The sequence below is a fragment of the Bradyrhizobium sp. USDA 3650 genome (assembly GCF_054057395.1).
Window position 1 is genome coordinate 1,833,209 of sequence record NZ_JBSRZG010000001.1, and the last position, 16,555, is coordinate 1,849,763.

At 64.5% G+C, this 16,555-nt stretch carries 16 protein-coding genes and 2 pseudogenes; 8 read left to right on the forward strand and 10 right to left on the reverse strand.

Translation table 11 applies throughout. The features are described 5' to 3' along the window. Positions 1-3: 3 nt before the first annotated feature. Both ACVIN2_RS08735 and ACVIN2_RS08740 read left to right on the forward strand, forming a co-directional pair. Positions 4-1,017, forward strand: coding sequence for an amino acid ABC transporter substrate-binding protein (locus tag ACVIN2_RS08735; protein ID WP_247467233.1), 1,014 nt, complete (start codon positions 4-6; stop codon positions 1,015-1,017). Between the two features lie 167 nt (positions 1,018-1,184). Continuing rightward, entirely contained in the window at positions 1,185-1,823 is a 639-nt protein-coding gene (locus ACVIN2_RS08740) for an aspartate/glutamate racemase family protein (protein ID WP_456765295.1), read from the forward strand. On the opposite strand, the gene ACVIN2_RS08745 is transcribed toward ACVIN2_RS08740, so the two are convergent. Beyond that, complete coding sequence (locus ACVIN2_RS08745) at positions 1,820-2,467, reverse strand: TetR/AcrR family transcriptional regulator (RefSeq protein WP_456765296.1); 648 nt, start codon at positions 2,465-2,467, stop codon at positions 1,820-1,822. The two genes, ACVIN2_RS08740 and ACVIN2_RS08745, sit on opposite strands and share 4 nt — an antisense overlap. A gap of 135 nt (positions 2,468-2,602) precedes the next feature. On the opposite strand from ACVIN2_RS08745, the gene ACVIN2_RS08750 reads away from it, so the two are divergent. The 5 genes from ACVIN2_RS08750 to ACVIN2_RS08770 are packed head-to-tail and all read left to right on the forward strand — an operon-like array spanning position 2,603 to position 7,358. Next, a complete protein-coding gene (locus ACVIN2_RS08750; protein ID WP_027516766.1) occupies positions 2,603-2,812 on the forward strand; it encodes a ferredoxin in 210 nt (69 codons plus the stop codon). A 54-nt stretch (positions 2,813-2,866) separates the two neighbouring features. After that, a complete protein-coding gene (locus tag ACVIN2_RS08755) occupies positions 2,867-4,090 on the forward strand; it encodes a cytochrome P450 (RefSeq protein WP_456765297.1) in 1,224 nt (407 codons plus the stop codon). Positions 4,091-4,119: 29 nt separating this feature from the next. Further along, the gene (locus ACVIN2_RS08760; RefSeq protein ID WP_456765298.1) at positions 4,120-5,442 is read left to right on the forward strand and encodes an MFS transporter; all 1,323 of its coding nucleotides are present in this window, start codon (positions 4,120-4,122) and stop codon (positions 5,440-5,442) included. 3 nt (positions 5,443-5,445) lie between these two features. Continuing rightward, positions 5,446-6,108 (forward strand): sulfite oxidase-like oxidoreductase, encoded by a 663-nt coding sequence (locus ACVIN2_RS08765; protein WP_456765299.1) that lies wholly within the window; start codon positions 5,446-5,448, stop codon positions 6,106-6,108. Positions 6,109-6,134: 26 nt separating this feature from the next. Beyond that, positions 6,135-7,358: a bifunctional alpha/beta hydrolase/OsmC family protein gene (locus ACVIN2_RS08770; RefSeq protein ID WP_456769674.1), complete on the forward strand. Its 1,224-nt coding sequence runs from the start codon at positions 6,135-6,137 to the stop codon at positions 7,356-7,358. A gap of 10 nt (positions 7,359-7,368) precedes the next feature. Here the strand turns inward: ACVIN2_RS08770 and pdxR are convergent. After that, positions 7,369-8,800 (reverse strand): annotated as a pseudogene (gene pdxR / locus ACVIN2_RS08775) (MocR-like pyridoxine biosynthesis transcription factor PdxR). 100 nt (positions 8,801-8,900) lie between these two features. Between pdxR and ACVIN2_RS08780 the strand changes: the two are divergent. Beyond that, on the forward strand, positions 8,901-9,815 hold the full coding sequence (locus tag ACVIN2_RS08780; RefSeq protein WP_456765300.1) for a DMT family transporter: 915 nt from the start codon (positions 8,901-8,903) through the stop codon (positions 9,813-9,815). On the opposite strand, the gene ACVIN2_RS08785 is transcribed toward ACVIN2_RS08780, so the two are convergent. The 8 genes and pseudogenes from ACVIN2_RS08785 to paaB all read right to left on the reverse strand — a co-directional run bounded on the left by ACVIN2_RS08785 (position 9,794) and on the right by paaB (position 16,548). After that, entirely contained in the window at positions 9,794-10,852 is a 1,059-nt protein-coding gene (locus ACVIN2_RS08785; RefSeq protein ID WP_456765301.1) for a YeeE/YedE family protein, read from the reverse strand. The two genes, ACVIN2_RS08780 and ACVIN2_RS08785, sit on opposite strands and share 22 nt — an antisense overlap. A gap of 2 nt (positions 10,853-10,854) precedes the next feature. Then, a complete protein-coding gene (locus tag ACVIN2_RS08790) occupies positions 10,855-11,859 on the reverse strand; it encodes a quinone oxidoreductase family protein (RefSeq protein WP_456765302.1) in 1,005 nt (334 codons plus the stop codon). 177 nt (positions 11,860-12,036) lie between these two features. Continuing rightward, entirely contained in the window at positions 12,037-13,368 is a 1,332-nt protein-coding gene (paaK, locus tag ACVIN2_RS08795) for a phenylacetate--CoA ligase PaaK (RefSeq protein ID WP_456765303.1), read from the reverse strand. Between the two features lie 28 nt (positions 13,369-13,396). Then, on the reverse strand, positions 13,397-13,846 hold the full coding sequence (gene paaI / locus ACVIN2_RS08800) for a hydroxyphenylacetyl-CoA thioesterase PaaI (RefSeq protein WP_456765304.1): 450 nt from the start codon (positions 13,844-13,846) through the stop codon (positions 13,397-13,399). Between the two features lie 55 nt (positions 13,847-13,901). Next, positions 13,902-14,985 (reverse strand): annotated as a pseudogene (gene paaE, locus ACVIN2_RS08805) (1,2-phenylacetyl-CoA epoxidase subunit PaaE). A 2-nt stretch (positions 14,986-14,987) separates the two neighbouring features. Further along, complete coding sequence (gene paaD / locus ACVIN2_RS08810; protein WP_456765305.1) at positions 14,988-15,491, reverse strand: 1,2-phenylacetyl-CoA epoxidase subunit PaaD; 504 nt, start codon at positions 15,489-15,491, stop codon at positions 14,988-14,990. Next, positions 15,485-16,261, reverse strand: a complete 777-nt coding sequence (gene paaC, locus ACVIN2_RS08815; protein WP_456765306.1) for a 1,2-phenylacetyl-CoA epoxidase subunit PaaC — start codon at positions 16,259-16,261, stop codon at positions 15,485-15,487. Before paaC ends, paaD begins: the two co-directional genes overlap by 7 nt. Beyond that, entirely contained in the window at positions 16,261-16,548 is a 288-nt protein-coding gene (gene paaB, locus ACVIN2_RS08820) for a 1,2-phenylacetyl-CoA epoxidase subunit PaaB (RefSeq protein ID WP_008136594.1), read from the reverse strand. The genes paaC and paaB overlap by 1 nt, the downstream gene beginning before the upstream one ends. Between the last annotated feature and the right edge of the window lie 7 nt (positions 16,549-16,555).

Below are 16,555 nucleotides of genomic sequence, written 5' to 3' on the forward strand. Positions count from 1 at the left end.
AGCATGATGAGGAAAGTGGTTATCGTAGCCGGCGTGCTCGCGGCATCGACTGTGGTCGCGTCGGCGGCAACGCTCGATACGGTGAAGAGCCGCGGCACGCTGATATGCGGCGTCAGCGCCGGTTTTGCCGGCTTCTCCGCGCCGGATTCGCAAGGCAACTACAAGGGTCTCGACGTCGATTATTGCCGCGCGCTCGCCGCCGGCGTGCTCGGCGATGCCAGCAAGGTGCGTTACGTCTCGCTGACTGCGCAGAACCGCTTCACCGCGCTGCAGTCCGGCGAGATCGACGTGCTCTACCGCAACTCGACGCAGACCTATCTGCGCGGTGTCACGCTGGGCCTGCGGCAGGGACCGGTCAACTTCTACGACGGCCAGGGCTTTGTCGTGAAGAAGGACCTCGGCGTGAAGGAGATCAGGGATCTCAAGGGCGCCACCGTCTGTGTCGCGCAGGGGACCACGCATGAGGTCACGCTCGGCGATTACGGCCGCGCCAACGGCATCGACTGGAAGCCGCTGGTGTTCGACCGCGTCGACACCATGTACCAGACCTTCTTCGGCGGGCGTTGCGATGCCATGACCCAGGACGCTTCCGCGCTCGCCGGCGCCGTGACGACCGCGGCGCCGAACGCGGCCGACTACGTCGTGCTGCCGCAGACCATCAGCAAGGAGCCGCTCGGCCCCTTCACCCGCAATGGCGACGAGGTCTGGAGCGACATCATCACCTGGCTGCATTACGGCTTGATCGAGGCCGAAGAGCTCGGCGTCACACAAGGTAATGTAGACGAGATGGCGAAGTCGCAGACGCCCGCGATCCAGCGCCTGCTCGGTGCCTCCGGCGATCTCGGCTCGCGGCTCGGGCTCGACAACAAATGGCTGGTCACGGCCATCAAGGCCACCGGCAATTACGGCGAGATCTACGAGCGCAATGTCGGCAAGGCGAGCCCGCTCAAGCTCGAGCGCGGCCTCAACGGCCTCTGGAGCAAGGGCGGCTTGATGTACGCGGTGCCCTTCAAGTAAAAGGCGCCTCACCTCTCCCCGCTTGCGGGGAGAGGTCGGATTGCACAGCAATCCGGGTGAGGGGGACTCTCCGCGAGTTCAACTCTCACCGCCAACGTGGATAGAGCCCCTCACCCCACCCCTCTCCCCGTAAGAACGGGAGAGAGGGAGAAGAAACGCCGAACCCAATGCGCATCGCCCTGATCCACGCCCTCAAGCATTCCGTCGCCCCGATCGAAGCTGCGTTCGCGAAGGCGTGGCCGGAACCGCGGCTGATGAACCTGCTCGACGACAGCCTGTCGGCGGATCTGGCGCGTGACGGCAAGCTCAACGATGCCATGACCGAGCGCTTTCTTGCGCTCGGCTGCTACGCCGCGGCGACCGGCGCGGATGCGATCCTGTTCACCTGCTCGGCGTTCGGTCCCTGCATCGAGGCGGTTGCGCGCGCGCATGCGCCGATGCCGGTGCTGAAGCCGAACGAAGCCATGATCGAACGGGCGGTGACGATGGGCCGGCGCATCGGCCTGCTCTCGACCTTCGCGCCGACGCTGGCCTCGATGCCGCCGGAGTTTCCTTCCTCCGTCCAGGTCGTGCCGAAACTAGCCGAAGGCGCGCTTGCCGCGCTGGACCGCGGCGACCGCGCTACGCATGACCGGCTGATCGTGGAAGCCTCACGCGATTTGCGCGATTGCGACGTCATCGCGCTCGCGCAGTTCAGCATCGCAGCAACGGCGCCCGTCGTGGGAGAAGCTACCGGCCGCCCCGTCGTGACCACGCCTGACAGCGCCGTCGAGAAGCTGAGGAAGCTGTTGGCGGCAAAGGCTTAAGCGCCGGCCCTTTTCCGGTGCCGCGCGCCCTTGATCGCCGCCGCAAGCGCCGCCTTGGTTTCGCTGACAAAGTCCTCGACCAGGTCTTCGCGCGTGGCATGGGCCGCCTCGCCGGTGAACAGTCCCTGCTCAGCCAGCATCACCACGCCGTGCACCGCCGCCCAGATCTTGAGCGCCTGCCGCTCGCGCAAGTAATCAACTGCCGGAGCTTCCAGCGCCTCGATCACGAGCGCAAAGGTTTCGCGGGTCGCTTCATGCAGCTCGCTGCCTTTCGCCGCACACGACACCGTGCGCGAGGCGAACATCAAGCGATAGACACCGTTGCGACGTAAGCCGAAATCCAGCGTTGCCTGCGCCAGCAGCGACAGCTTCGACCGCTTCGACGGCCTTGCCATCGCCGCCCGCAAGATCCCGCTGAGCTGCCGAAACGCCTCCGCCGTCACCGCCGCAAGCAGCGCCTCGCGATCGGCAAAATGCCGGTAGGGCGCCGGCTGCGAGACGCCGAGGTGCTTTGCCAGCGCCTTGATACTGATCGCCTCCGTCCCGCCTTGCTCGGCTTCGCGCAGCGCGGCCTTGATCAAGGCGTCGCGGAGATCGCCATGGTGGTAGGTATTCTCGGGCTTGCGGGAAAGTTGTGAACGCATGTTGCGCGGAGCCTATAAGTTTGCGCTTGACAGGGGAAGCCCGCCGCGAATGTAATATCCTATAACTTGAATAAGAACTCAGATGGGAGCGCGCGCCGCCTTCGGGCCGGAGCGCATACGACCGAGGAAGCCGCCATGACAGAGCGACTGAGGGTTCGCGTCGATCCGGACAAATGCCAAGGGCACGCACGCTGCAAGGCGCTGGCGCCGGAGCTGTTCGAGCTGGACGAATACGGCAACGCCCACGAAGCAGGCGACGGCACCGTCCCATCCGGCCTCGAAGACAAGGCCTGGCTTGCCAAATCCAATTGTCCGGAAATCGCGATCGACGTGATCGAGGAGTAGCGCAGCCGCTGCCCCGCGAGCCTTCCGCGAACACGAGCCCCAAGGGATTTCGAGATGTCCGACGTCAGCCAGCCCGCCGCCCATCCGCCCGTGACCGACTGGGTCCACGATTTCGACCACACCGATCCGCAATGGACGGAAGATCCTTTCCCGATCTGGGACGAGCTGCGCGCCGCAAGCCCGGTCGTGCATACCGACCGCTTCCTCGGCTGCTACCTGCCGACGACCTATGAAGCGGTGCGCCAGATCGCCAACGACAGCGAGCATTTCTCCTCGCGTCGCATCATCGTCCGCGACGTTCGGCCGGAGATCACCAGCAGAAACTCCGCCCCGCCGATCACGTCCGATCCGCCGGTGCACAAGCCAGCCAAGCAATTGCTGCTGCCGCCGTTCACGCCGGACGCGATGAAGAAGCTGGAGCCGCGGGTACGCGCGATCTGCAACGAGTTGATCGACGGTTTTATCACTGAAGGCCGACTGGACGCGGCAGAGCGCTACACCAAGCACATTCCGGTTCGCGCGATCGCCCACATGCTCGGCATCCCCGAGACAGACAGCGATCTCTTCATCCGCTGGATCCACATGATCCTGGAACTTGGCATCAAGGACGAAAACACGCTGCTTCAGGCGGTGCAGGAGATGACCGTCTATTTCAGCGGCCATATCGAGGCGCGCAAGAGCAAGCCGACCGACGACCTCATTTCCTATCTGATGAATGCAAGGGACAAGGACGGCAATCCACTCGAGGATTCGCACGTGCTGGGCTCGCTGCGCCTGCTCCTGATTGCCGGCATCGACACCACCTGGAGCGCGATCGGCTCCTCGCTCTGGCACCTCGCCCGGACGCCCGCCGACCGCGAGCGCCTGGTCGCCGAGCCCGGGCTGATCCCGACCGCGGTGGAAGAGCTGCTGCGCGCCTATTCGCCGGTGACGATGGCGCGCGAAGTGGTCAAGGAGACCACGATCTCAGGCTGCCCGGTCAAGCCGGGCAACATGGTGCTGCTGTCCTTCCCGGCCGCCAACCGTGACCCGAAAATGTTTCCGGATGCTGACAAGGTCGTGATTGACCGCCGCGAGAACCGCCACGCCGCCTTCGGCCTCGGCATCCACCGCTGCGTCGGCTCGAACCTTGCGCGCATGGAGATGCAGGTTGCGCTGGAGGAATGGCTGAAGCGAATTCCGGACTTCGCCCTCGATCCGGCAGGCACGGTGACCTGGTCCCAGGGAACCGTCAGAGGCCCCCGCCAGTTGCCATTTTTGCTTGGAAAGGCGATGTAGACCTCTCCAAACACACGGAGAGGCCGGACGTGACTGAACAAATAACCCGACCGGCCTCCGACCACATTGACGTCGCCGACGCCAAGCGCCGGATCAAGGCGATCTTCATCGGCTCGATCGGCAATCTCGTCGAGTGGTACGACTTCTACGCCTACACCGCGTTTGCGCTCTATTTCGCTCCCGCCTTCTTTCCCGGCAACGATCCCGTCGTGCAGCAATTGAATGTCGCCGTCGTCTTCGCGGCGACCTTCCTGATGCGGCCGCTGGGCGGCTGGCTGTTCGGCTATATCGCCGATCATTACGGGCGGCGCATCTCGCTGACGCTGTCGGTCGTCTTCATGTGCTTCGGCTCGCTGATCATCGCGTTGACGCCGACCTACTCCACGATCGGCTTCGCCGCGCCGGTGATCCTGGCGCTCGCCCGCGTCATCGAAGGCTTGAGTCTCGGCGGCGAATACGGCGCCAGCGCCACCTATCTCAGCGAGGTCGCCGACCCCAAGCACCGCGGCTTCTATTCGAGCTTCCAATACGTCACCCTGATCGGCGGCCAGCTCACCGCGATCATCGTGCTGCTGCTTCTGCAAAAGATCTTCCTCACGCCGGAGGAACTGAGAGCCTGGGGCTGGCGCATCCCGTTTGCGATCGGTGCGGCGCTCGCGATCTTTGCTGCGGTGATGCGGCGCGGCTTGCACGAGACCGAGGCCTTCGAAGAAGCCAGAAAGGTGGTGAAGCCGACCGGCTCGCTCACCAATTTGCTGCGCTATCCCCGCGAGTTGCTCCTGGTGGTCGGCCTGACCGCGGGCGGCACTGCGGCGTTCTACACTTTCACCACCTATATGCAGACCTTCGTCAAGCTTTCGGTGGGGTTGACCGAGGACCAGACCACGTTCGTGATCTTCGGCACGCTGATCTTCGCGACCATCCTGCAGCCGATCTATGGCGCCATCTCCGACAAGATCGGCCGCAAGCCGCTGCTGATCTTCTTCGGCGTCGCCGGCACGCTCGCAACCGTGCCGCTCCTGATGACGCTGAAGGAGACCAAGTCGCCCTTCATCGCGTTCATCCTGATCTGCTGCGCCTGGCTGTTCGTCGCCGGATACACCTCGATCAACGCCGTGGTGAAGGCCGAGCTGTTCCCGACCAATGTCCGCGCCCTCGGCGTCGGTCTGCCCTATGCGATCACCGTCTCGCTGTTCGGCGGCACGGCGCCGGCGATCGCTCTCTATTTCAAGAGCATCGGGCATGAGGAGTGGTTCTACTACTATCTCGCCGGCATCATCTGCCTGTCACTGATCATCTATTCCACCATGCGCGACACCAAGCACGCCTCCGCGATGCACCGACACGAGTAGCCGATGGCCGAAGACAACGAGCGCCCCGACAGCAAGCTGACGCGCACCAAGGAGAAATGGGCGCGCGAAGGCCGCTTTTTGACCGGCAAGGTCACGCGCCCGGAAGATCAGCGCCTGCCGCCCGGCCAGCATCTGACAAAAGACTGGCCGGTGCTCGATCTCGGCGTCGTGCCGCCGATTTCGCGCGAGCGCTGGCGGCTCGACGTCTACGGCGCGATCGAGAACCCCGTGTTCTGGACCTTTGCCGAGTTCGCCGCCCAGAAACAGGCGCAGTTCATCTCCGACATCCACTGCGTCACCACCTGGTCGCGCTACGACAATGAGTGGGAGGGGCTCGCTACGCGCGAGCTGCTCGCGGCCTGCCAGCCGCGCGAGGACGCGCGCTTCGTCGTGCTGCATTCCCATGACGGCTACACCACCAACCTCGCGCTGGACGACTTTGCCGCCGAGGATGCATTGCTCGCCCATAGCTGGTCCGGTGAGCCATTGTCGGACGAACATGGCGGCCCGGTGCGGCTGGTGGTGCCACATCTGTATTTCTGGAAGAGCGCCAAATGGCTCCAGGCCATCGAGTTCCTGACCGAGGACGCGCCGGGCTTCTGGGAAGTCCGCGGCTACCATAACCGCGGCGATCCCTGGGCCGAGCAGCGCTATTCGGGCGATTAGGTTTAAGCAAGGACGGGGGGATGCCCATGCCGACGGAACGCTTTCAATTCACCGGCGAAGGCGGCCATCAGCTTTCGGCCGCGCTCGAACTGCCGGACGGCGAGCCTGCCGCCTTCGCGCTGTTCGCGCATTGCTTCACCTGCGGCAAGGACACTCTGGCCGCCAAACGCATCTCGGTCGCGCTCGCCGCCAAGGGCATCGCGGTGCTGCGCTTCGACTTCACCGGGCTCGGCTCCAGTGAAGGGGATTTTGCCAATTCGACGTTTTCCTCCAATGTCGCCGATCTCGTGCGCGCCGCCGATCATTTGCGTAGCGTTCGCAAGGCGCCGTCGATCCTGATCGGTCACAGCCTCGGCGGCGCTGCGATCCTTGCGGCAGCAGGACAAATCCCGGAAGCCAAGGCGGTTGTGACCATTGCGGCACCATCCGATCCCGCGCACGTCACCGGTCTGTTCAAAGAGCATCTCGACGACATTCGCACGCAAGGTGAGGTTGAAGTCTCGCTTGCGGGACGCCCGTTCCGGATCAAGCGCGAATTCCTCGACGACATCGCCGAGCACGAGCTGATGAAAGACGTCACCGGCCTGCACAAGGCGTTGTTGGTGATGCATTCTCCGGTCGACGATACCGTCGGCATCGACAATGCGACGAAGCTCTTCGTCGCAGCCCGGCATCCCAAGAGCTTCGTCTCGCTCGATCACGCGGATCATCTGCTGACCAAGCCGGCCGATGCGCTCTACGCAGCCGACATGATCGCCGCCTGGGCAAGCCGGTACATCGACACAGCCAAACCCGCGAAGGCAATGGATCTCCCCGAGGCACAGCGCCGGGTCGTGGTGCAGGAGACCCGCAAGAGCAAGTTCAACCAGACCATCTCCGTCGGTCCGCATCACCTGACCGCGGACGAGCCGGTCGCCGCCGGCGGCGAGGATGCCGGCCCTGGTCCCTACGATCTCCTGCTCGCTGGCCTCGGGGCCTGTACCTCCATGACCATGCGCCTCTATGCCGACCGCAAGTCGCTGCCGCTCGACCGTGTCACCGTCTCGCTGAAGCATTCCAAGATCTATGCAAAAGACTGCGCGGAATGCGAGACGCGCGATGGCATGCTCGACCAGATCGAGCGCGACATCGCGATGGACGGCGCGCTCGATCCCGAGCAGCGCAAGAAATTGATGGAGATCGCCGACAAATGCCCGGTGCACCGGACGCTGACCTCGGAAATCCGGATCGTGACCAGGGCTGTGGCCTAGGACGCTGGCGCTAGAAGCACGACGCCATCGTTCGCAACGCCGCGGTGATCTCGCTCTCGCGCCAGGCCGCGAAGCCGAGCAGCAGGCCGTGATCGCGCGGCCTGCCCACTGCCAAGCCGGACAGGGCGCGCGTTTCGACGCCCGCTTCGACCAGCCGCTTGACCGCCGCCTGGTCGGCGCGACCGCGCTTGAGACGCGCGACGAGCTGAATGCCGCCCGGGGGCACTTCGGCAGAGAGTACCTCGCCGAGATGACGCTCGAGTCCGTCGACGAGGTGATCGCGACGAGCGTGATAGATCCGGCGCATCCGGCGCAGGTGCGCCAGGAAATGCCCGTCGGCAATGAACTCGGCCAGCGCTTCCTGGACGTGGCTCGGGGCGATCAGCCCGATGTGCCGCTGTGCGATCTCCAAGGTGTTGACCAGCGCCGGCGGAACGACGAGGTAACCGAGCCGGATGTCCGAGGTCATGGCCTTGGAGAACGTGCCGACATAGAACACGCGGCCATGGGCATCGAGTCCCTGCAAGGCCGGCACCGGCCGGCTATCATAGTGGAATTCGCCGTCGTAATCGTCCTCCACGATCCAGGTCTTGCCGGGCCTGCTCAGGCCAAGAAATTCCGTGCGGCGCGAGAGCGACATCAGGCGACCGGTCGGGTGCTGGTGCGACGGCGTCATGAAGATCAATGTCGGGGTCGCTATCCCCGGAATCCGCTGCATGCCCTGCTCGTCCAACCTGATCCCGGTCACGCGCGCACCGGACGCGCGGAAGGCGGCTGCGGCGCCGGGGTAGCCGGGATCCTCGACCCAGACGTCGTCGCCGGGCGTGATGAGGGCGGCCGCAATCAAGGTCAGCGCCGCCTGTGCGCTCGGCAGAATCAGGATCTGATCCGCCGTCGTGCGCACGCCCCTGCTGGCCGCGAGATAATGCGCCAGCGCCTCGCGCAGGCGCGTCCGGTTGACCGGTCCGAGCTCGCGCTTCGCCGCGCGCACGGCGCTGCGGCGCAGGCAACGCGCCCCAGACCTCGTTCGGAAACTCCCGGAAATCGCCGTGCCCGGGACGCAAGGGTCTCAGTCGCGCCTGATAAGACATCGGCCAGTCGGTCTGCGTGAGGTTCGAAGCCCAAGGCGAAAGCCGCGGCCTGCCAAGGCGCATGCGAGATGCAACGGCGCCCGCCTCTGCAATGCGCTCGCCGCCCTCGACCGTGACCATCGGACGGCGGCCGTGCGAGGCCTCGAGATATCCCTCGGCGGCGAGCTGCTCGAACGCATAGCTGACGGTGTTGCGCGAGACGCCGAGATCGCTCGCAAGCCGGCGGCTCGACGGCAGCGTGCGGCCTTTGCTGAGGCGGCCCGTCGCGATCAAGCTTCGGAGCTGGCTCGTCAGCTGAGCCACCAGTCCGTCGTCGTCGGCCCGGTTCAGGTCGATCAGGGCGGAAATCATGCTGTCCGGAACTGGCACCTTAATCCTTTCCGATCTGGCACTTTTTCAGGTGCCAAACAGGATGCTATTCGCCTGATAGAACTGCTTCAAGGATTTTGCGATGAACTCCCTCTCACCCCGCGCGGCCGTCGGCCTGTTTCTCATCGTCGTGCTGGCCTGGGGCGTGAACTGGTCGGTGACGAAGCAGCTCGTCCAGTTCCTCCCACCCCTGTGGACGTCGGCAATCCGCAGCTGGATCGCGCTGGCCGGATTGTTCGCGATCCTCGGACTGAGCAACAATCTGGTGATCCCGGAGCGGCGCGACGTTCCGGTAATCCTCAGCGTCGCACTGCTGCACATGACGGTGTTCTCGGTGCTGGTTGCGACTGGTGTGCGCTTCCTGCCCGCGAGCAAGGCCATCGTGCTGGGCTACACCACGCCGCTCTGGGTCGCGATCGCCGCGCCGCTGCTCGGGAAGGACACGCTGACCGCGCCAAAGCTGGCCGGCGCCTTGCTCGGGCTGATCGGCCTTGCCGTGATCCTGAATCCGGCATCGATCGACTGGACCAACACCAACGTCGTGCTCGGCGCAGGCATGGTGATCCTGGCCGCGATCTCATGGGCGGCGAATATCATCTATATTCGGGCCCATCGCTGGATCGCATCGCCACTTCAGCTCCTAATCTGGCAAGTGCTCGTTGCCACGATCGTGCTGTCAGCGGCTGCGATGATCGTGGAGGGGCTGCCGCACGCGGAATGGTCATGGAAACTCGTCCTGCTGTTCCTGTACTCCGGTCTGATCGGGACGGCGCTGGCTTATTGGGCCATGTCGATGGTCAACAAGAGCATCTCGGCTCTGACGACGGCGCTCGGAACCACTGGAACGCCGCTCGTCGGGATCGCCTGCGCTGCGATCCTGCTGGGCGAGCCTATTGATACTAGTCTTGCCGTTGCGGCCGGACTGATCATCGCTGGCATTGGCTTTGCAACGCTCGGCGATCGTATGCTGCGCCGTCAGGCTACCGCGAACGGCTGAACGCGCAGGACCCCGCGCAAGCCCGCCGTCGTGCCGAGCAGGATGCCGGCGACGGCGACGAAGGAGCCCAGCGCGAGCGTTGACACGCCTGTGAGCCCTTGCCCGATCGAACAGCCGAACGCCATCACGCCGCCGATGCCCATCAGCGCGGCGCCACCCGCCGATCGCAGCATGTGGCGTGGCGAGGAATAGCCTTCGAGATGGAAACGGCCCGTAGCAAGCGCGGTGACCAGACTGCCAACGAAGACGCCGCCAACTGTCGCGATGCCGAAATTCAGCGTCAGGCCGGTCGAGAGCATGGCGTATTGCAGGCTGTCCGCGATCGGCGCGATGAAGGTGAGCGAGGTCACTGGGACGGGGTTGAAATCGTCCGCGCCGAGATAGCCAGTGACGAGCCAGCCGCCGGCGACGAGGAGACCGACGATGACACCGGCTGCGATCTGGCCGGGCGAACGCCGGAACGCCGGGTGCGCGAAAGCAAACAGGATCAGCGCAACGACGACGACAGCAGCAGCCATCGCGCGCGAAACCGCTTCTGCTGGACCGAACGTCGCCAACAGTGACGGCAGCGAATTCAAATTGACCGTGGTTTGCGAGGCCTGGACCAGCGCGATGCGCGCCGGCGCGATCAGGCCCTTGAGCGTCATCTGCGCGGCGATCGCGAGCACGACCACCACGACGAAGGAGCGGAGATTGCCGCGACCGAGCAGCACCAGCGCGCGCGAACCGCAGCCGTTCGACAGCACCATGCCGTAGCCGAACAGAAGTCCGCCGAGAAACAGCACCGGCACCGAAAAGGACTGTTGCAGGTAGATCGATTTGCCGAGATCTACCATGCCGTTGCCGGCGAGGAATTGGCTCGCGGCGGTCGCAACCGCGATCGCCAACGCGTAGGTGCGTACCAGCCGCCCATCCCCCTTCGCCAGCCAGCCGCGCATGCTGCTCATCAGGCAGAAGCCGCTGAGCAGGCCGACGGCGCCGTAAACCAGGCCAATGACGAGACCCGCGAGGATGACGAGTTGGGTGGACGATTCCATGATCAAGGCTTCAGGATCACGCGATCCCGCGACGAGCCTGCAACGGCGACATAGGCCTCCTTCGCGCGTTCGAGCGGATAGACGGCGTTCGCCTTGATCGCGAACGGTTTCAGGTGCCCGCTCGCGAAGCCCGGGCCGAGGTCACGCAGCACAGCGCCTGTCGCGATCGACGAGAGGCCGAGCGTGTCGATGCCGACATAGGTGTGTTGCCCGCGGTAGAATTCGAGGATGTTGAACTGCACGATGCGGTCGATCGCGGCGATTAGGATCTGGCGGCCGCGAAGCGCGAGCGACTTGTGCGCCGCCTGGAAATAGGGATCGCCGACCGTGTTGAAGACGATGTCGGCACCTTTACTCCCGGTCAACTCGCGCACGCGTGTGGCGACGTCGGTCGCGGAAGCGTCGATCACCTCGATGGCCGCGTTGGTATGGCCCTCATAAGCTTCCGCTTTGCGCACCACGCCGATGACACGCGCGCCCTGCCAGGTCGCGATCTGCACCGCCGCTTGACCGACCTTGCCGTTGACGCCGAATACCAGCACCGTTTCCCCGGGCTTTGGAATGCCGGCGCGGCGAAAGCCCTCCATGGCGGTGACGAAGGGCACGCCGATGCCGGCGGCCTCCTCCCAGGATACGGTTTTCGGCTTGTCGACAACCGCGTCAGATTCAACGACGAGATGGCTGGCGTGGGTGCCGTCGCGACGGATGCCGAGATCGCCGGAGGAGCCGAACACTTCGCGGCCGATCATACCGGCCGGCCCGTCAATCACTACACCCGCGTAATCGCGACCCGGCGTGCGCGGGAAGACGGCATAGGGCATCAGCCCGGTCGCGGCCTTGACATCGGACGGATTGACGGCGGCGGCCTTCACCTCGATCAGCAGATCGTTAGGGCCGCGAACAAGCGCGTGAGGCTCAACCACCGGCGCAACCGCAGCCGCGTTCTCGGCCTTCGCGGTGAGGCGCACACAGCGCGCATCGACGGCTTTGGGATCGGCTATTGACATGGAAAGACCCGCGATTTCTCGCCGGCCTTGTCGCCCTTGGAGAGACCCAAGTCAACCTGCCTCCCCTCATCCCGAGGAGCCGCGCCAGCAGCGTCTCAAAGGATGAAGGCCCGCGTTGCAGCATCCTGGCCTGCATGGTTCGAGACGGCGCTACGCGCCCCCTCACCATGAGGGGACCTAATCCTTGGGCCGCTTGTCGTAGAGGCGCTTGGCCTTGCCGAGCGAGCGTTCCAGCGTGGCCGGCGCAACCACGCTCACCCTGGAGCTGATGCCGATGGTGTTCTTGATGTGCGTCGAGATCCGGCTCGCATGGTCGAGAAGGCCCCGGCCGTCCCAGCTCTCCGGCCGCGCCTCGGCAATGATGGTCAACTCGTCCATGCGGCCTTCGCGGGTCAGTTCCAGAATGAAATGCCCTCCGCACCAGTCGGTGGCGAGCAGAACCTCCTCGATCTGGGTCGGGAACAGGTTGACGCCGCGCAGGATGATCATGTCGTCCGAGCGCCCCGTCACTTTCTCCATCCGTCGCATGCCGGGCCGCGCCGTGCCCGGCAGAAGCCGCGTCAGGTCGCGGGTGCGATAGCGGATCACCGGAAAGGCTTCCTTGGTGAGCGAGGTAAACACCAGTTCGCCCTTCTCCCCGTCAGGCAGCACCGCACCGGTGTCGGGGTCGATCACTTCAGGATAGAAATGGTCTTCCCATATGTGCAGGCCGTCCTTGCTCTCGATACATTCCTGCGCAACGCCGGGCCCGATCACCTCGGAAAGACCGTAGATGTCGGTCGCATCCATGTCGAAGGCGTCCTCGATCTCGCCGCGCATCGCATTGGTCCAGGGCTCCGCGCCGAAGATGCCGACCTTGAGCGAGCATTGACGCGGATCGAGCTTCTGGCGCTTGAACTCGTCGAGGATCGCCAGCATGTAGCTCGGCGTCACCGTGATGATGTCGGGCCGGAAGTCGTTGATGAGCTGCACCTGCCGCTCGGTCATGCCCCCGGAGATCGGCACCACGGTGCAGCCGAGTTTTTCGGCGCCATAGTGCACCCCTAACCCGCCGGTGAAGAGACCGTAGCCATAGGCATTGTGGATGATCATGCCAGTTCGACCGCCGGCGGCGCGGATCGAGCGCGCCATCACGTCCGACCATGTGTCGATGTCGCGTTGTGTATAGCCGACCACGATCGGCTTGCCCGTCGTGCCGGAGGACGCGTGCACGCGCACCAACTTTTCACGGGGCACGGCAAACATGTTGAAGGGATAATTGTCGCGCAGGTCCGTCTTCACGGTGAACGGAAATTTCGCAAGGTCCGAGAGCTCTCGAAAGTCGGACGGGTGCACGCCGGCCGCGTCGAAGGCGTTGCGATAGTGCGCGACGTTGTCGTAGGCGTGCTTCAACGACCAGGCCAGCCGCTCCGTCTGGAGCGCCTTGATCTCGTCGCGCGATGCGCGCTCATGCGCATCCATTTCGGCGCGATAGGTGTTACCACCTTCCTTGAGCCTCGTCAGAGCCATCCTCGTTTCCCCGCATCATTGCTTTTCTTTATTGATCCTGCGCCGGCAGCCAATTGCCGGGAATGACCCGCGAATGCCCGCGAAATTCGGCGATGACTGTATCGCCGGCGGTGACGCGCACGTCATAGATGCCGGAGCGGCCGCCGCGCGTGATCTCGCGCGCTCTTGCGACGAGGCGATCGCCGAGCTTGCCCGGCTTGATGAAGGTGATCTGGCCCTGCGCCGCCACGACGCGGTCGTTGTGCGAGTTGCACGCGAAAGCGAAAGCGGAATCTGCCAACGTGAAGATGAAACCGCCATGGGCGATGCGCTGACCGTTGACCATGTCCGGCCGCACGTTCATCGCCAGCGTCGCATAGCCCGGTCCGATCTCGACAATCTCCATGCCGAGTCCCTTGGAGGCATCGTCCTCCGCCCACATCGCATCGGCGCAGGCGCGGGCAACATCCTCGGGCGACAAGGCGGCTTTGACGTTCACGCGCTTCTCCCGTCCGATTGTTTGGACACGATGTTCTGCTGCCTGGCTAAAACTGTCAAACGTGGTCGTAGTCGACCACGACCCGCTCCGACGATGGCTTGGCCTGACAGGTCAGGACAAAGCCAGCCTTCAGCTCCCAAGGTTCCAGCGAGTAGTTGATGTCCATCGGCGCCTCGCCTTCCACCAGTTTTGCACGGCAGGTCGAGCACATGCCGCCCTTGCAGGCGAACGGCAGATCGACGCCGGCGCGTAGCGCGGCATCCAGGATCGCCTCGTCCTCGGCAACCGGCACGTCGCGGCGCTTGCCGTCGATGATCAGCGACGCGATCGCTTTCGGCGGCGCGTCCGGCGCAACCATCTTCTTCGGCCGCGGCTTGCCACCGAACTCGGAGACGAAGCGCTCGACATGGATACGCTCTTCCGCGATGCCGAGCCCTCGGCAAGTCGCCTCGATGTCCTCGCTCATACCGGACGGACCGCAGATGAAGACGTGATCGACGCTTTCCGCCGGCACCAGCGAACGCAACAATTACCTTCACCTTGTCGCCGTCGAGCCGGCCGTGCAGGATCGGAATGTCCTGCTCCTCGCCCGAGATTACGTGGAAGATCGAGAGCCGATCGATGAAGCGATCCTTGAGCTCTTCGAGCGCCTCGAGGAACATGATGTTGTCGGTGGTGCGATTGCCGTAGAACAGGAAGAACTGGCTGTCCGGCTCGCGCGCAAGCGTGCCCTTGACGATCGACAGGATCGGCGTGATGCCGGAGCCGGCGGCAAAGCCGACATGGATACGCCCGGCGCCGGCCGGCGGGATCACACCAAAGCGTCCCGTGGGCGTCATCACGTCCAGCGCGTCGCCGCACTTCAAATCGTCCGCTGCCCAGCTCGAAAACGCGCCACCATCAACCCTCTTGACGGCGATGCGTATCTCACCGTCGTCGGGCCCGGAGCAGATCGAATAGGAGCGGCGCACTTCCTCACCATCCAGCATGGTGCGGAGCGTGAGGTATTGGCCGGGCGTGAAGGCGTAGTCGGTCGCAAGCTCCGCCGGGATGGCGAATGTCAGCGATACGGCGTCCGACGCCTCGCGGCGGAGGTCGTTGACGGCCAGGCGATGGAAGCGTGGTGCGGCTGCTGACATGGTCAATGACACTTGAAATAATCAAAGGGTTCGCGGCAGGCCCTGCAGCGCCAGAGCGCCTTGCAGGAGGTGGAGCCGAATTCGGACAGCAACTCGGTATTCGCCGAGCCGCATTGCGGGCACGCAACGGCTTGTTCGCCGAACAGCGCGCGGCGTGAATTCGAAGCCTGCGGCGGCGCGATGCCGTAGGCGCGCAGCTTGCGGCGGCCCTCTTCGCTCATCCAGTCCGTGGTCCAGGCCGGCGACAGCACGGTGCGGACCTTTGGACTGCGGAAACCGGCGCGCTCCAGCGCGACCTCGATTTCCAGCGCGATCATGTTCATGGCCGGGCAGCCCGAATAGGTCGGGGTAATCGCGACCTCGACCTGATCGCCGTCGAGTACGACATCACGCAGCACGCCGAGATCGGCGATGGTCAAAACCGGGATTTCGGGATCGACCACGCTCGCCGCGGCATCCCAGGCCCGTTGGCGCAGTTCGCTATGGGGCTCCAGCACCGTCACCATGTCTGCCCCGGGAAAGTGCGCTGCATCGATTGCAGCTCTGCGAGAAGCTGGCCGAGGTGCTCGCTGTGCCGACCCATGCGGCCGCCCTGCTGCATCCAGTCGTTCTGCGGCAGCTTGAGCGTGGCTTCGCCGATCACATCCGAGAGTGTCGTCAGCCAGCGACCCCGCAAGGTCCCTGGGTCTACGGCGATACCGGCATGGATCAAGGCGCGCTCGCCGTCGTCGACGGCAAACATCTCGCCGGTGAACGCCCAGAGATGATCGATCGCAGCCTGGGCACGGGCATGGCTCTCGTCGGTGCCGTCGCCGAGTCGGATGATCCACTCCGAGGAATGCCGCAAATGATAGGCACTCTCCTTCTCCGACTTCGCGGCAATCGCAGCGAGCGTCGTATCGCGCGAGATCATCATGGCGCGCCAGTAGAGATCGGCGAAGGCGGAATAGAAGAACTGCCGTACCAGCGTCTGGGCAAAGTCGCCGTTCGGCTGCTCGAGGAGCAGCAGATTGCGATACTGCCTGACATCGCGAAGGTAGGCGAGCTTGTCCTCGTCGTTGTCCTTGCCTTCGGCCTTGGCTGCGTAGGTGTAGAGCTCGCGGGCCTGGCCGATGAGGTCGAGCGCGATGTTGGAGAGCGCCATATCCTCTTCGAGCATCGGCGCGTGCCCGCACCATTCCGACAGCCTGTGGCCGAGGATCAGCGCATCGTCGGCGCGGCGCAACGCGTAGAGCACCAGCGGCGTTTCGGAGACCTGGGTGTTGGCGCTCGCCATCACATGTGCCCCACTTCTTCAGGCACCTCGTAAAACGTCGGGTGCCGGTAGATCTTCGATTCCGCTGGCTCGAACATCATGCCCTTCTCGGCGGGATCGCTTGCGGTGATCGCCGTCGACGGCACGACCCAGATCGAAAGACCCTCGCCGCGACGCGTGTAGATATCGCGGGCAGCCTGCAGGGCCATCGTGGCGTCGCTCGCATGCAGCGAGCCGACATGCTTGTGCGCGAGCCCGTTGCGGCTGCGAATGAAGACTTCCCACAGCGGCGTGTTCGGCGTGGCCATCGTGATC

Bases quoted from the DNA above. Each gene is read 5' to 3' on its own strand.
- ACVIN2_RS08755 (WP_456765297.1), top strand. From the start codon at position 2,867: ATGTCCGACGTCAGCCAGCCCGCCGCCCATCCGCCCGTGACCGACTGG.
- ACVIN2_RS08745 (WP_456765296.1), bottom strand. From the start codon at position 2,467: ATGCGTTCACAACTTTCCCGCAAGCCCGAGAATACCTACCACCATGGC.
- ACVIN2_RS08790 (WP_456765302.1), bottom strand. From the start codon at position 11,859: ATGTCAATAGCCGATCCCAAAGCCGTCGATGCGCGCTGTGTGCGCCTC.
- ACVIN2_RS08765 (WP_456765299.1), top strand. From the start codon at position 5,446: ATGGCCGAAGACAACGAGCGCCCCGACAGCAAGCTGACGCGCACCAAG.
- ACVIN2_RS08740 (WP_456765295.1), top strand. From the start codon at position 1,185: ATGCGCATCGCCCTGATCCACGCCCTCAAGCATTCCGTCGCCCCGATC.
- paaC (WP_456765306.1), bottom strand. From the start codon at position 16,261: ATGGCGAGCGCCAACACCCAGGTCTCCGAAACGCCGCTGGTGCTCTAC.
- paaK (WP_456765303.1), bottom strand. From the start codon at position 13,368: ATGGCTCTGACGAGGCTCAAGGAAGGTGGTAACACCTATCGCGCCGAA.
- ACVIN2_RS08735 (WP_247467233.1), top strand. From the start codon at position 4: ATGATGAGGAAAGTGGTTATCGTAGCCGGCGTGCTCGCGGCATCGACT.
- ACVIN2_RS08785 (WP_456765301.1), bottom strand. From the start codon at position 10,852: ATGGAATCGTCCACCCAACTCGTCATCCTCGCGGGTCTCGTCATTGGC.
- ACVIN2_RS08770 (WP_456769674.1), top strand. From the start codon at position 6,135: ATGCCGACGGAACGCTTTCAATTCACCGGCGAAGGCGGCCATCAGCTT.
- ACVIN2_RS08780 (WP_456765300.1), top strand. From the start codon at position 8,901: ATGAACTCCCTCTCACCCCGCGCGGCCGTCGGCCTGTTTCTCATCGTC.
- paaB (WP_008136594.1), bottom strand. From the start codon at position 16,548: ATGGCCACGCCGAACACGCCGCTGTGGGAAGTCTTCATTCGCAGCCGC.
- ACVIN2_RS08750 (WP_027516766.1), top strand. From the start codon at position 2,603: ATGACAGAGCGACTGAGGGTTCGCGTCGATCCGGACAAATGCCAAGGG.
- paaD (WP_456765305.1), bottom strand. From the start codon at position 15,491: ATGGTGACGGTGCTGGAGCCCCATAGCGAACTGCGCCAACGGGCCTGG.